This is a genomic window from Haematospirillum sp. 15-248 (assembly GCF_012102665.1).
Classification (GTDB): Bacteria; Pseudomonadota; Alphaproteobacteria; order Rhodospirillales; family Rhodospirillaceae; genus Haematospirillum.
The window spans coordinates 69302-83685 of sequence record NZ_JAAVTF010000001.1 but is presented as its reverse complement, the minus strand read 5'-3'; the positions used below and the strand labels follow the sequence as shown (position 1 = coordinate 83685).

At 56.5% G+C, this 14384-nt stretch carries 12 protein-coding genes; 6 read left to right on the top strand and 6 right to left on the bottom strand.

Annotated features, from left to right (window positions below; translation table 11 throughout):
* Positions 1–2: 2 nt before the first annotated feature.
* The 5 genes from HEQ72_RS00375 to HEQ72_RS00360 form a co-directional block, all read right to left on the bottom strand.
* Complete coding sequence (locus tag HEQ72_RS00375; protein ID WP_168020748.1) at positions 3–1157, bottom strand: protein-glutamate methylesterase/protein-glutamine glutaminase; 1155 nt, start codon at positions 1155–1157, stop codon at positions 3–5.
* Positions 1158–1257: 100 nt separating this feature from the next.
* Entirely contained in the window at positions 1258–1626 is a 369-nt protein-coding gene (locus HEQ72_RS00370; protein WP_066136106.1) for a response regulator, read from the bottom strand.
* A gap of 123 nt (positions 1627–1749) precedes the next feature.
* Positions 1750–4590, bottom strand: a complete 2841-nt coding sequence (locus HEQ72_RS00365) for a chemotaxis protein CheW (protein WP_168020728.1) — start codon at positions 4588–4590, stop codon at positions 1750–1752.
* Positions 4571–4771: a hypothetical protein gene (locus HEQ72_RS11215; protein ID WP_168020726.1), complete on the bottom strand. Its 201-nt coding sequence runs from the start codon at positions 4769–4771 to the stop codon at positions 4571–4573. Before HEQ72_RS11215 ends, HEQ72_RS00365 begins: the two co-directional genes overlap by 20 nt.
* A 34-nt stretch (positions 4772–4805) precedes the next feature.
* A complete protein-coding gene (locus tag HEQ72_RS00360) occupies positions 4806–5438 on the bottom strand; it encodes a histidine phosphotransferase family protein (protein WP_245183214.1) in 633 nt (210 codons plus the stop codon).
* A gap of 205 nt (positions 5439–5643) precedes the next feature.
* On the opposite strand from HEQ72_RS00360, the gene hrpB reads away from it, so the two are divergent.
* The 6 genes from hrpB to HEQ72_RS00330 are packed head-to-tail and all read left to right on the top strand — an operon-like array spanning position 5644 to position 12767.
* Positions 5644–8145, top strand: a complete 2502-nt coding sequence (gene hrpB / locus HEQ72_RS00355; protein WP_168022288.1) for an ATP-dependent helicase HrpB — start codon at positions 5644–5646, stop codon at positions 8143–8145.
* Positions 8146–8150: 5 nt separating this feature from the next.
* Entirely contained in the window at positions 8151–9347 is a 1197-nt protein-coding gene (gene bioF, locus HEQ72_RS00350; protein ID WP_168022287.1) for an 8-amino-7-oxononanoate synthase, read from the top strand.
* Entirely contained in the window at positions 9344–9964 is a 621-nt protein-coding gene (locus HEQ72_RS00345; RefSeq protein ID WP_168022286.1) for an alpha/beta fold hydrolase, read from the top strand. The genes bioF and HEQ72_RS00345 overlap by 4 nt, the downstream gene beginning before the upstream one ends.
* Positions 9961–10728 (top strand): methyltransferase domain-containing protein, encoded by a 768-nt coding sequence (locus HEQ72_RS00340; protein ID WP_168022285.1) that lies wholly within the window; start codon positions 9961–9963, stop codon positions 10726–10728. Before HEQ72_RS00345 ends, HEQ72_RS00340 begins: the two co-directional genes overlap by 4 nt.
* Positions 10725–11366: a dethiobiotin synthase gene (gene bioD / locus HEQ72_RS00335; RefSeq protein WP_168020716.1), complete on the top strand. Its 642-nt coding sequence runs from the start codon at positions 10725–10727 to the stop codon at positions 11364–11366. The genes HEQ72_RS00340 and bioD overlap by 4 nt, the downstream gene beginning before the upstream one ends.
* Before the next feature lie 9 nt (positions 11367–11375).
* Positions 11376–12767 (top strand): adenosylmethionine--8-amino-7-oxononanoate transaminase, encoded by a 1392-nt coding sequence (locus tag HEQ72_RS00330; protein WP_245183206.1) that lies wholly within the window; start codon positions 11376–11378, stop codon positions 12765–12767.
* A 6-nt stretch (positions 12768–12773) separates the two neighbouring features.
* Here HEQ72_RS00330 and HEQ72_RS00325 read toward each other — a convergent pair whose 3' ends face one another.
* Positions 12774–14246: a methyl-accepting chemotaxis protein gene (locus tag HEQ72_RS00325; RefSeq protein WP_168022284.1), complete on the bottom strand. Its 1473-nt coding sequence runs from the start codon at positions 14244–14246 to the stop codon at positions 12774–12776.
* Between the last annotated feature and the right edge of the window lie 138 nt (positions 14247–14384).

Below are 14384 nucleotides of genomic sequence, written 5' to 3'. Positions count from 1 at the left end.
GCTCATGCTCGCCTTGTGGCGAATTTCTGGATGTAGGAACCGATCTCATCAATCGGAAGGACAGCAGAACACACACCTGTCTGTGCCGTTGCGCCCGGCATACCCCAAACAACACTGGAAGCCTCGTCCTGCGCAATGACAGTGCCTCCGGCCTCGGCAACCACCTTCCCGCCCTTGGCACCGTCAGCCCCCATACCGGTGAGCACACAGGCAAGAACCTTCTTGCCATAGGCCTTGACAATGGAGCGAAACATGGGGTCGACAGCAGGCCGACAGAAGTTTTCCGGCTCGCCTTGTTCGAGCTGGACGTAGCGCTCTCCCCCCTTGCTGTCGATCAACATATGCCAGTCACCAGGGGCAATGTAGATCATGCCACCATTTATCTTCTCACCCTGCGTCGCCTCTTTTGCAGCAAGGCCGGCAATACGGGTAATGTGCTCGGCCAGAATAGCCGTAAATGTTGGCGGCATATGCTGGGTAATCAGGATGGGTTGCTCCACACCCCCGGCTGCCTTCAGCGCTGTCAACACCGTAAACAGGGCCTGCGGCCCCCCAGTCGAACTACCAATAGCTATAACATCAGGGCGTTCGGTCGATGCTTGGCGCAACTGAATCGGCGCTGTAGGAGACAACAGGCTGACACGCGGTGCTGCAGCAGGGGCCGCCGCCGCTGGCTTGGCCACTGCGGGCGCTGCCGGTGCAGAGGGCGCAGCCGCAGAAGGCGCCGGACCAGCCCCGAATGTACGCCGGAGACCTGTACCCCGGCGCGCCGATGCACCCAGAACCTTGACCTTGCTGACCAGAAGTTCCTGAAAGTCACCGGCCCCCGTCAGTTCCTTGGAAGAGCTGGGCTTCGGAATATAATCCGTTGCACCAAGCTCCATTGCTTTCATGCTGATTTCTGCGTTCTTATGCGTCAGTGTCGATGACATCAGAACACGAATACCAGGCTTCTTCTCAATAATTTTCGGAAGTGCTGTAAGGCCATCCATAACCGGCATTTCGATGTCCAGCACAACAACCTCGACATCGATACGATCCAGGGCCTGCAGCGCAGCCTGACCATTACCAACCGATGCAACAACCTTGATTTCCGGATCAGCCTCAAGCATGCGGGTCTCAAGACCACGCACGACCGCAGAGTCGTCGACAACCATCACGAGGTACGGCCCATCCCCGCCTGAAGAACCCGACCCTCCTGTGTCCTGCGCAAAGGCCAAACCCCATCTCCTTCAAAAGTCCCAAGGACACCACGCGTCAGTCAAGAAGACCAACCTGGGAAAATTTGGCCTGCAGGATTTCACTGTCAAATGGCTTCATAATGTACTCGTTGGCACCGGCCTCTATGGCTTCCTGAATGTGGGCAATGTCGTTTTCTGTTGTACAAAAAACAACAACAGGCTTTTGCCCCCCCGGAAGCCGCCGAAGCTCCCGCAGGAAGTCGATACCGCTCATAACCGGCATGTTCCAGTCCAGAAGAATGGCATCAGGAAGCTCCTTGCGACATATGTCCAAGGCACCTTGGCCGTCCTCGGCCTCTAGGGTCGTAAACGACATTTCCTGAAGAATCTTCTTGGCTACCATGCGGATAACCTTGGAGTCATCGACGATCAGACACGATTTCATGCTTCTCCGTGCCCCTCCTTGCAGGGTTCCCTGTCAGCCGGCACCCGCGCCGGACCTTGCACTCTGACAAACCACCATTCCATGGCAGGAAACAACTCTCTGCCTGAATACAGCTTGCCTGTCTTATGCCGCAGCCGCACCAAGAATCTGTCCCAAAGTATTAATCAGGGCATCCCGGTCAAACTTGGCAACATAATCGTCAAATCCTACTTCGCGGCCACGCTCAAGGTCACGCTCTGTTGCCCGCGAACTCAGGGCAATCAGCGGGATTGTCGCGAACCGCTCATCCTTGCGCAAGGCTTCCGCAAACTCAAAGCCATTCATGCCAGGCATTTCGATATCCGAGACAACCGCATCAAAGCGTACACCTGAATTCAGGACAGCCATCGCTTTTTCAGCGCTGTCGACTGTTGTGACATCGTAACCCGACACCGACAGAAGTGGCGTCAAAAGGTTACGGAAGAACGGGCTGTCATCAACCAACAACACTGAAGGACCGCCAGCGACACGATCCTGACTGGATGGAAGCTGCGGCTTGCCGAACCAGTCACCAAAGGCCCGTGTCAGGTAGTAACCGGTATCGATCACATCTGTTGCACGATCACCAATAATGGCTGTACCAATGATGCCTTGGGTTTCAGCCTTCAGCTCGACTTTCAGTCGATCCTCGACAATGTCGACGATCTCGTCCACCATCAAGCCCATGGAACGATCGCGATCCGAGAAGACAAGAATAGGCTGGCGCCCTTCTTTCCGGAACTCAATGCCATCGGTAACCGTGACCAATGGCATCAGTTGCCCGCGATACTGCACAACGGGCTTGCCAAAGGAGTATTCGACCTTTTCAAGCTCAATCTCTTCCAACCTGGCAACCAGCGCCAGGGGAACAGCTTTCAATTCGGCTGTCGCTGCGCGGAAGATAAGCAAGCTGGTCATGTCATCCACACGGGTACCCTCGTAGGCAGATGCCCCCTCGCCACCAGCGGAATTCATCGTTACTTCGCCGGTTGCTGTGGCAATACCGTTCGGATCCAGGATCATGATCACAGACCCGTCCCCAAGGATCGTATTCCCGGAGAACATGGAAATATGACGGAGAATGGGAGCAACCGGCTTGACAACGATTTCCTCGGTATCAAACACGCGGTCGACAATAATCCCGAAGGTGTAGGTCCCCACCTGCGTGACAACGATAAATGTTTCGTTCAGGTCGTTGTCCTCGTCCGCCAAACGCGCGGCAAGGTCATGGATATCATCCTGACGCAGCTTGAGCAGATTACCCAAGGAGACAAGGGGCAGCAAACGATCACGCAACCGCAGCACAGGTGCCCGGTTGATCTTCTCGATCTTGGTTTCGGAATTTGCTGTCACCCGGACCAGTTCCAGCACACTGATCTGGGGAATGGCAAACCGTTCTGCCGCACATTCCACAATCAAGGCCGAGACGATCGCAAGGGTCAGCGGGATTTTGATGGTGAACGTCGTACCCTTTCCATAGATGGTCTTGAGCTCGATGGTACCGCCGATCTTTTCGATATTGGTGCGAACCACGTCCATACCGACACCACGGCCCGACACGCTGGTAATCTTCTCGGCCGTGGAGAATCCCGCCTTGAAGATAAACTGCGCAATCTGCTGTTCGTTCATCGAGTCAAGATCGGCTTCGGAAGCCAGGCCATTTGCAATGGCTTTCTCCCGGATACGGTTGATATTCAGCCCGCGACCGTCATCAGAAATCTCGATAATGATGTGCCCACCTTCGTGGAACGCATTCAGCTTGATAATCCCGACTTCGCTCTTTCCGGCGTTACGACGGCCTTCGGTATCTTCCAGCCCATGGTCTGCGGAGTTGCGAACCATGTGGGTCAAAGGATCCTTGATCAGCTCCAGAACCTGGCGGTCGAGTTCTGTTTCAGCACCATACATCTGAAGATCGATCTTCTTGCCGGTTTCAATCCCCAGATCGCGAACAATACGAGGCAACTTTGACCAAGCATTACCGATAGGCTGCATCCTGGTCTTCATCACGCCTTCCTGCAAATCAGACGTAATGTGCGACAGCCGCTGCAGCGGAGCCGCAAATTCGCTATCATCGCGGCCACGTATCATCTGCAAAAGTTGGTTGCGCGTAAGAACCAGTTCGGAAACCAAGGTCATTAGATTTTCAAGCAGGTCCACGTTGACGCGGATAGACTGCGCCGCGATAGAGTTTTCACCCCCACCGCCGCCGCCACCCCCTGCAGGAGCTGCGGGAGCAGCAGCCTTGGCCGATTCCTTCGGTGGCTCTTTTGCCGCAGCAGGAGGCTTGGCCGCTGCAGGCTTCTCAGCCTCAGGTGGGGCAGCAGCAGGCTCTTCAGCAGCCGGAGCAGGCTTGGCAGACGCAGCCTCCTTGGCACGCTCGGCAGCCATCTGGGCATCAAGCTCTGCCTGACTGGTTGCTTTCTTGCCTTGGGATACAGCCTGCTGGACCTCAGCCAGCAATTCCGCAGCCACCGGAAATGCTTCCGCTGCAGCAGGGGGGGCTTCAGGCGCAGGAGGAGGAGGCGGTGGTGGAGCCGCAGCAGCCGAAGCACCACCGCCCGAGGTATTCCCCTCGGCCATGGCGTTCAGCTGGTCGATCAGATCGCGGTCATTTCCTTCGGGTTCTGTCTCGTTGGCTTCCAGATGTCCCAGAAGTTCCTTGATTCGGTCAATAGAAGCCAGAATAAGGGTGACAGCTTCGGCCGTGACGGTCAGCTCACCGTCACGGAACTTGCCCAGAACGTTCTCCCCCGAGTGGGCCAACGACTCAAGGCGTGGCAATCCAAGGAACCCGCACGTGCCTTTTATGGTGTGAACCAACCGAAAGATATTGGACAAGATGCCCGTGTCGTTGGGATTCTGCTCCAGATTCACCAACTCAATATCAAGCGTGGCAAGGCTTTCCGCTGTTTCGGTCAGGAATTCACTGAGCAGGTCGTCCATTGGTATCTCCCCAATGCTCTTCCACGAGAGCGCCGAGAACGAAGCCGTCAAAAACCACCATATCCGGCGGTGCGGCGCACAACGCCCCTCCCTGACCGGATAATCCGGCACCCAGAACGCTTTTGTAACACGGAAAAAACGGGACCAGAAGGGTTCTTGCTGTCCATTGCCACAGCGCCATCAAATAGAAAACTCTAGGATTATAAGCTATGCCATTATAAACGCATTGGTGTTGCGCAAAGGGTTATTTCCCGCTTCGAAAAAGCATGGGACAAGCGCCACTCAGCCCGCATGGCAAGCTGATGAAGCAGGACAACCGGGGCATTGCGTGGTCCGGGAACAACGGGCTGGCCAGACAAAAGATCGTCAAGATCCGGGATAAGGGTAACCTGTGTCCCTGTAGCCGCAACCACAACACCCCTACCGGAGTGCTCTCCCCCGGAACGGACAGAAATAGACCCACCACGAACAAGATGATCAGCCGCCAGCATGATCATGCAGAGAATCATGCGCCCGACGTAACCAGGAGTGGATTGCCTGTCAAAGTCATCACCCCAGAGAAGGGTGATGCCGCTTTTTGTTGCCCGGATCCATTCGTCACAGAGTGTGGCTAAATCGGCAAGATCGCGCTCACCTGCCAGCGACATACCAAAAACCGTGCGCAGGAATCGCAGCCGGCTTGAAACCGCATCAGCCGATCCTTTCAGAAGGGCAACTGTTTCACGGGCCAACCGTGGATCATCTTCATCTGCCATAAGCTCCATGCCAGCAACAACGGCCCCGACAGGCCCGGCCAGATCATGGCACAGACGCGTACACAACAAGTCCGCAAGATCAGCATCCTGCATCACAATGGCAGACCCCCTGTTCTGGCATTGACCATTGGATTACCCCAAAGAACGATGGACCATACCATCCCAAAACAACAAGATGAAATACAACAGAAATGGCCCCCCATTCATGCCTTTTCCCACTTCGTTCAGGCAGATTAATGTCCAGAGTCTGAGCAATTCATCCTTGCCGCCAGGCTGGAAAGGTGGCAATCAGCGGCTCATGAAGACCCCTGTACCCGATACTGTTTTTGCACACCTTCCTGTCAGCGCTGTTATTCCGGACTTACGGGCGGCACTGGAGAAAACAGGACGTGCGGTCCTGCAGGCACCACCCGGTGCCGGAAAAACGACATCCGTACCCTTGGCCCTGCTGACTGAGCCTTGGCTAGCCGACAAAAAGATCATCATGCTTGAACCCCGTCGCCTGGCCGCACGGGCCAGTGCCGCCCGCATGGCGTCCATGCTGGGTGAGAAAGCGGGCGAAACCGTCGGCTTCCGTATTCGTCAGGACCGCTGCGTATCAAGTCGTACACGGATCGAAGTTGTGACCGAGGGCATTCTGACCCGCATGATCCTGGAAGATCCGGGGTTAACCGGTGTCGGATTGATCATCTTTGACGAATTTCATGAACGCTCCCTGCAGGCTGACCTTGGCCTTGCCCTATGCTTGGACATCTCGGAAGCACTGCGTGAAGATCTGCGTCTTCTTGTCATGTCAGCTACCCTTGACAGTGGGCCGTTGTCTTCCCTTCTTGGCAATGCCCCCATCATAACATCGGAAGGACGCAGCTTTCCTGTATCCACCCGTTTCCTGCCACCACGGCGCGGGATAGGCACAGAGCATGCCTGCGCCGAAGCCATTCAGACTCTTGTGGCAGCAGAACAGGGATCCATTCTCGTCTTTCTTCCTGGTGAGAAGGAAATACGTCGTACCGCACATATCCTGTCATCAGCGGATCTTCCTGGTCACATTGATGTACACCCGCTTTATGGAGCCATGCCGCCTCACGAGCAGGACCGTGCCCTTGCACCGGCGGGCACAGGACGTCGCAAAATCGTGCTTGCAACATCGGTTGCAGAAACATCCCTGACTATCGATGGCATACATATTGTTGTGGACTCAGGTCTTTCACGCCGGTCCCGCTTCGACGTCGGCAGCGGAATGGGACATCTGGTCACCACCCGGGTCAGTGCCGCTGAAGCTGCCCAGCGCCAGGGGCGTGCCGGGCGACTGGGACCGGGCCTGGGATGCCGCCTGTGGAGCGAAGCGGAAGATCGGGCCTTGGCACCCTTCCCACCGCCGGAAATTACCGAAGCAGACCTGACACCGCTGCGCCTGGACCTTGCCGTCTGGGGAGCACGGGCAGAGCAGCTTCGGTGGCTGGATGCTCCCCCGGCCCCGGCTCTGGCGCGTGCCGAAGATCTTCTGCAGGCCATGGGGGCTCTTGATCAGGATGGACGGATAACACAACACGGAAAGGCAATGGCAGCCTTACCGCTGCACCCACGCTTGTCCCATATGGTCCTGTCGGCTCAGCCTCTGGATCTGGGTGGGCTGGCCTGCACCATAGCAGCCGTGCTTGCCGAACGGGATCCCGCCCGCGCCTGTCGTAATGCCGATCTACGGCATCGCCTGGAGCTGCTTCAGGGCAAGGTCAAGGACGTGTCAGTCGATCACCGCGCACTGTCGCGTATTCGCGACCTGGCATCCGGATGGCGAAAAAAACTGGGCCTGAAAGACGAATCCGGAATAACCAAGGCTGGCCTGGTGGCCGCACTGGCCTTCCCTGACCGGATTGGAAAACAGAGGGCACGAGGTACCTATACGCTATCTGGTGGGCGCAGCGCGGCCCTGCCCCCGGATGACCCGCTTGCAGTGCATGATTTCCTGGTTGTCATGGACCTTGATGGCCGAGGAGCCAACGGACGTATTTTCCTGGCCGCCCCCCTTGAGCGGCAGGATCTGGAATCCCTGTTTGCTGATTCCATCGAAGAACAGGCCATAACCTGCTGGGACTCACGAACTGGCAGTGTTCTGTCCCGGGTACAACAGCGATTGGGTGCATTGGTCCTTGGCGAGAAGGTCAACAACGCCCTTGATTCGCACACAGCGGCACTGGTCATGGCTGAAGGCGTCCGTCAAACAGGCCTGCATTGCCTACCATGGGATAAACAGAGCCAGCAATTCCGTGCCCGTGTCACCTTTCTGGCCCAACAGGACAAGGACAACTGGCCCGATATGACAGATACAGGGCTTCTGGACAGCCTGTCGGACTGGTTCGTCCCGTTTGCCAGTGGAATTACCCGGCTGGAACATCTGAAGCGCCTTGATCTCCTGTCTGCCCTGACAGCCATGTTGTCCTGGACACAACGCCAGCAACTGGAGCACACCGCACCCTCCCATTTCACGGTTCCAACAGGGGAGCGAATCCCCCTGGACTATACAGGCGGTGAGACACCGGTCTTGTCGGTGCGGATCCAGCAGCTGTTTGGATGCCGCACACACCCCTCGACAGGAGAAGGCATGATACCCCTGACGGTTCATCTGCTGTCCCCGGCCGGACGACCATTGCAGATAACCCGTGACCTGCCGGGATTCTGGACCGGGAGCTACCCGGCCATACGGGCAGAAATGCGTGGACGGTATCCCCGCCACCCCTGGCCTGACGATCCCCTGACCGCAACGCCAACCAACAGGGCGAAACCACGTGGGAATACCTGAGAGCCATGATTGATCCTGCTTGGCATACCCGTATCGCGCATGCACTGGAGGCCCTGAAAGAACAGGGGCGATACCGTTCCCTGCGCACCACAGAGACAGAAAATAGCATGTCCGTGAAGCGCAACGGATGCAACCTTGTCAATATGTCGTCAAATGACTATCTGGGCCTGTCGCGCCATCCTGCCCTGATAGAGGCTGTCACCCACGCGGTGGAGGAGAACGGGTGTGGCGCCGGGGCATCACGCCTGATCTGTGGCACCCTGCCCTTGCATGACATGCTGGAAGACCAACTGGCCACGCTGAAGGGCACAAGCTCTGCCTTGGTGACAGGATCAGGATTCCAGACCAATGCCTCTGTTCTTGCTGCCCTGCTGGATCAGGGCACGACAAAGACCGCTCCGCTTGTTTTGGTGGATCGCCTGGCCCATGCCTCGATCCACGATGGTCTCAAGCTGGCCGGGGTACGTCAGCTGAGATTTCGTCACAATGACCTGTATCATCTCTCTGATCTGCTGAAGCAATACGGCCACCAGAGCGAGACACGGATCATCATTACGGAAAGCGTGTTCAGTATGGACGGTGACCGTGCAAACCTGCCGGAACTGGTAAAGCTGGCCCAGGAACATGGCGCTCTCCTGTACGTTGACGAAGCACACGCCACAGGCGTTCTGGGGCCGGATGGAGCCGGACTGTGTGCTGACCCCGACGTCAAGGGCAAGGTTGACATTGTGATGGGTACCTTTGGCAAGGCGCTGGGCGGCTATGGAGCGTTTGTTGCAACCTCTCCCCTTCTGCGCGAGTGGCTCATCAACCATTGTAGAGGGTTTATCTATGCAACCGCGCTGCCGCCACCGGTTCTGGCCGCAGCACTGGCCGCGCTGAGAATCCTGCCTTCCCTTGAGAACCAGCGCCGCTACCTGCTGGAGATCGGCAACACACTGCGATCAGGGTTGAGACAGATCGGGATTGATACACTGGACTCCGATACCCAGATTATTCCCGCCGTCATCGGCAATGACCACGACACACTGGCCGCAGCAAGTGTGCTGGAAGACAGGGGCTTTCTGGTGGTTCCCATCCGTCCACCAACCGTTCCACCCGGCACGGGACGCCTGCGGATTGCCCTGTCGGCGCTACACACCCATGACCAAGTTGATCGGCTGCTGGACGCTTTTCAGGCCTTTGCACGGTGCGGCGCATGACACGCATTCTTCTGCTTCATGGCTGGGCCGGATCTGCTAAAGACTGGAAAGGGGTGCAGGCCAATCTACCGAACGACCTGGAAACAGAATGCCCCGACGCAGGGTATTTCGGCCAACAGAAGCCATGGTCCGGACACAGGCCTGACCTTGTTGTGGGATATTCCCTTGGATGCCTGGACGCATTGGGTTATCCGGACCTGAACGGCATTCCATGGATAGCGGTCAATGGATTCACGCGGTTCTGTGCGGGGACAGATTTCCCGGAGGGAGTGCCTGTACGCATTCTCCAACGCATGCGGAAACAACTGGATGAAGATACAGCATCAACGGTCATAACCTTTCTATCCAGTATCGGGGCTTCCCGTTTCCTGGATGACAGCGTAACCTATAACCACAAAGCCTTGTCTGCCGGGTTGACCCGCCTTCTTGAGGCAGACAGACGCCCGGCACAGCCTGCCCTTGCGCTGGCTGGAGACAGGGATCCTCTTGTATCTGTTGCACACAGCCGGGCATGCTTTGGTGATTCCGCCGCGATCATCCAAGAGGGCGGACACAGGCTATTACATACCCACCCACACATTGTTGCCAACGCTATTGTCAGGATCATCCGGTCATGAACACGATCGCCTGGAAACAGAAGGTTGCCCGGCGTTTCAATGATGCAGCAACAACCTATGATGCCGCCGCCGCCATCCAGCGCCACATTGCAACAACCCTTGCTGAAAGCCTGAAGGCTATTAACCTGCCCTCCTGCCCTGTTGTTCTGGAAGTTGGGTGTGGAACCGGTTTCCTGACTAAACAGCTTGCACCGGTCCTTCGCCCTGCCCTTTGGCATGCCACGGATATTGCGCCTTCCATGGTTCAAGCCTGTCTGCGTCGCATGCAGCCCCATGCCATAAACCTGAATGGCCGGTGCATGGATGGGGAATGGCCGGACCTTCCCCCGCAATCAGTCGACCTTGTGGTGTCGAACATGACAGCACAGTGGTTCTATGATTGTCCCTCGGCTTTACGGCGGCTTTACAGCTTATTGCGTCCCGGAGGAATTCTGACAATGACCCTGCCCGGATCGCAAACATTTGTCGAGTGGAGATCCCTGTGCAGTCAGGCCGGCATGCAACCGCCCACACCCCTTGGGCCAAACCGGGATACATTGGCCATACATTTGCCCCATGCGCGCATCTCCGCACATGATGTGCCGATGCACTGTGCAAACCTGTTCGAGTTTCTTGACCATCTGCGCCATACCGGGGCCCGTACAGCACCACAACAAGCTGCCCCCATGACCGTGTCCCAGATGCGTCACCTGATGCGCATAACGCAGGGGCACCCCCTGACCATGACCTATGAAATCCTGACTGTTATATGGAGCCGGCCATGAAGACGGCATTCCGCGGCTTTTTTGTCACCGGCACCGATACGGATGTGGGGAAAACCGTTGCCTGTGCCTGCCTGGTCAAAGCAACAGGTGCCCTGTACTGGAAGCCGGTGCAATCCGGCACCGATGATCTACCGGGCGGAGACACCGCAACGGTAGCCAGCCTGACTGGCCATTACCCAAATGATTTCCCGGCACCAGCTTTCGCCTTCAGGGCTGCCCTGTCGCCGGATCAGGCCGCACGGCTTGAAGGGAAGATCATTGAACCAGCACACCTGGAGAACAGGTTTCCCTCCGAAAGCCCCCTGATCGTTGAGGGTGCCGGTGGCCTGATGGTACCCTTGACCGATCGGGTCCTGATGATCGATATCATGAAAAGATTGGGGATACCCGTTATCATCGTCGCCCGGACAGAACTGGGAACCATCAACCATACCCTGCTCAGCCTGGAAGCACTCAAGGTACGCCATATCCCTGTTGCAGGAGTTCTGTTCTGCGGGCCGGACAATCCTGACAACATCAGCACGATCAAGCGGCTTGGACAGGTTCCCGTAATCGGCCATATTCCCGTGCTCTCCCCACTGGACAAGACATCCATCCGGCACGCGGCAGAAACCCTTGACCTTTCGGCCTGGATATAAAGCGGAGCCATGATGATGAATATGGAAACCAGCAGTCTGATTGCCCTGGATCGTGCTCATCTGTGGCATCCTTTCACCCAGGCCATGACAGCCCCGGATGCCATACCCGTACGGTCCGCATCAGGGGCCGTTCTGACAACAACGGATGGGCGCCATATCCTGGACCTGATTTCATCGTGGTGGGTCAATCTGCATGGGCATGCACATCCCGCCATAGCCCGCGCCGTTGCAGAGCAAGCCGCCACACTGGAACACGTGATTTTTGCGGGATTTACGCACGAGCCAGCCATACGCCTGGCCAGCCGCCTTGCCACACTGCTACCAGACCCATTATCCCGTGTCTTCTTTTCTGACAATGGCTCAACCGCAGTAGAAGTCGCGATGAAAATGGCTTTCCAGCATGCGGCCAACAAAGGAGAAAAGCAGCGGACCCGGTTCCTGGCTTTCGAGGGCGGATATCATGGCGACACCGTTGGGGCCATGTCAGCCGGGGCCTCGTCAAACTTCTTCCGGGCCTGGAAGCAACTTCTGTTGCCAGTAGATATTATGCCGATTGCCTGCCATGATTCTTCCATGGGTCATGACCTGGTCGAGAATGGGGAAGAGCGTGCCCTGAAAGCACTGGAAGCCCATCTTGACCAGTATGGACAGACAACGGTCGCGGCTCTGATCGAGCCTTTGGTTCAAGGGGCCTGCGGCATGCGTATGCACCGCCCGGCCTTCCTGCGTGCTGTCACAGAGCGCCTGCACCATCACGGTATTATGGTTGTCTTTGATGAAGTCATGACAGGTTTCGGACGAACCGGAGATCTGTTTGCATGCGTAAAGGCAGGGGTTACACCCGACTTCATATGCCTGTCCAAAGGCTTGACCGGTGGCTTTATGCCCTTGTCCGCCACGGTAACCAGTGATGCTGTCTACCAGGCTTTTCTGGACGAGTCCGTAGACCGCGCTTTCCTGCACGGGCACTCTTTTACGGCAAACCCGCTGGGATGTGCTGCCGCCTTGGCATCGCTGGATCTTTTGATAACAGATGCCTGCAAGGATGCGCGCCACCAGATTGAAACATTCCACCGCAGCACATTGGCAGACATTGTGGCTGAAAGCGCGTTGACGCGGCACTTCCGGGTTACCGGGACCATCGCAGCCTTTGATCTGGAATGCCCTGATCCCGGCTATGCATCATCCTTGGCACCGCGATTGAGAGAACTGTTCCTGCAAGCCGGCATGCTCATCCGCCCCTTGGGCAACACGGTCTACCTTCTTCCACCGTACTGCATCACCAATGATCAGATGGAAAAGGTGGCCACATCAGTCAGAGCCGTGCTGCAAACACTGGAAAAAGAGGCACCGGGACCAAGAACGGCACCTGTGCCTGTTCCGGCTTTTGACATGTTCTGAAGGAAATCAGCGCTCGTCCATATTCATCAGGTCCTTGATAATCCCCTCCAGCTTCCCGCTGCGCTGATCCAGCTCCCTGGCCGCTGCCAGTGTAGAGCTGGAGGCTTTGCTGGTGGTATCGGTCGCGGTGCATACATGCGCAACGTTACCGCTGATTTCTGATGTAGCCGCACTCTGCTCCTCGACAGAGGCCGCAATGGCCGCAGAGATCTCCGACAGGTTCTCAACCTGCCCCATCAGATGATGGGCAATATCCTGGCATGCTTTTGTTGTATCCTTCAGGAGGCCAATGCGATCACCAACAGAGACTGCAGATTCCGCTGCCTGGTGCGCCAGGGAATGAACCTCTTCCGCAACAACGGCAAACTTCTTGCCCTCGAAACCAGCACGCGATGCCTCTATGGCAGCATTCAACGCCAAGACTTTTGTTTGAGCGGCAATCGCAGCAATCATGGAAATAACCGCATCAATCTGTGTCGATGCCTCATCCATGGCATACACTTGATCCAGCATCTGCCGCATTTCTTCCTTGGTTTCATGGCTGATGCGGGCCGCATCACACAAACGGGCACTGATTTCATTGATGGACACGCTGAGCTGCTCCACAGCCGCCATCACAGACGCCGCCTGGTTGGATGTTTCCTCCGCAGCAGCAGCCCCTTCCGTCGCCTGAACCTTCAGGTCTGTCGATATGGTATTAACCTTGGAGGCCAGCTCCATAACCATGTTGGCAAGACGCTCTTGCTCGGTGACAAGCGACCACGTCACCATGGTGCCGATCACGGCCCCTGCATGATCCTTGACCGGGTTGACGCGAAGATCCATCGCCTCGTCCCCGACGTGGACAACCGCGCGATGCTGGCGGTCACCAAGCTTTTCTATAATCTGCCTTTGATATTCCGGGCGACGGTGGAAGATGTCATAGCTCTTCCCGATAACCTCCTCGGCCTTACAGGGCAGAAGATGTTCTATTTTCTTCAGGGTCTCTCGACTCCTTTTGTTTGTATACGTTATAATTCCATTCTTGTTGCAGAGGATGATGTTCACGGGCATGAGATCCAGCATCTGCAAACGCGCGTTGTTTTCTGCTTCCACACGCAGATGCTCGGTCGCCAGAGACCACGTCAGGCACACTGCAACATAGCGTCCCTTGCCATCGTAAATAGCTGAAAGCTTCAGTTCCAGCTTGTGCGCACCCAAAGATACGATAGCCCGGTGTGGAAGATTCCCCGGGTCTGCAAGCAAGGTACGCTGATGCCCGGGGTTTTTATGAAACGCATCAATACTGGTGCCGACCAGGCTACCGAGAGGAACCGGCAACCACCTCTCCAAAGGAGCGAGAATCTCCATGCTGCGCTTGTTGGCAAACTGAATGGTCAGGGTTTCACTGTCAGCAATCATGACGGCATCGGGCAGTGCATCCAGCGTTGCACGCGACAGCATCTGGATAAAATCATTGTCATATCTGGAGAAAAACATGACGCCCCCGCCCGATACCCTGTATGAGACGGTGTCCATACTCTCATTGACAGTCAAAAATACATTCCATCGCCACAGAAACTGTATCCAGGCAGACAGATATGGATACACTCATACACAAAAGATAATGTGCGCGAA

Bases quoted from the DNA above. Each gene is read 5' to 3' on its own strand.
- HEQ72_RS00340 (WP_168022285.1), top strand. From the start codon at position 9,961: ATGAACACGATCGCCTGGAAACAGAAGGTTGCCCGGCGTTTCAATGAT.
- HEQ72_RS00375 (WP_168020748.1), bottom strand. From the start codon at position 1,157: ATGGTTGTCGACGACTCTGCGGTCGTGCGTGGTCTTGAGACCCGCATG.
- bioD (WP_168020716.1), top strand. From the start codon at position 10,725: ATGAAGACGGCATTCCGCGGCTTTTTTGTCACCGGCACCGATACGGAT.
- HEQ72_RS00330 (WP_245183206.1), top strand. From the start codon at position 11,376: ATGATGATGAATATGGAAACCAGCAGTCTGATTGCCCTGGATCGTGCT.
- HEQ72_RS00360 (WP_245183214.1), bottom strand. From the start codon at position 5,438: ATGCAGGATGCTGATCTTGCGGACTTGTTGTGTACGCGTCTGTGCCAT.
- HEQ72_RS00370 (WP_066136106.1), bottom strand. From the start codon at position 1,626: ATGAAATCGTGTCTGATCGTCGATGACTCCAAGGTTATCCGCATGGTA.
- HEQ72_RS11215 (WP_168020726.1), bottom strand. From the start codon at position 4,771: ATGGCGCTGTGGCAATGGACAGCAAGAACCCTTCTGGTCCCGTTTTTT.
- bioF (WP_168022287.1), top strand. From the start codon at position 8,151: ATGATTGATCCTGCTTGGCATACCCGTATCGCGCATGCACTGGAGGCC.
- HEQ72_RS00345 (WP_168022286.1), top strand. From the start codon at position 9,344: ATGACACGCATTCTTCTGCTTCATGGCTGGGCCGGATCTGCTAAAGAC.
- hrpB (WP_168022288.1), top strand. From the start codon at position 5,644: ATGAAGACCCCTGTACCCGATACTGTTTTTGCACACCTTCCTGTCAGC.
- HEQ72_RS00325 (WP_168022284.1), bottom strand. From the start codon at position 14,246: ATGTTTTTCTCCAGATATGACAATGATTTTATCCAGATGCTGTCGCGT.
- HEQ72_RS00365 (WP_168020728.1), bottom strand. From the start codon at position 4,590: ATGGACGACCTGCTCAGTGAATTCCTGACCGAAACAGCGGAAAGCCTT.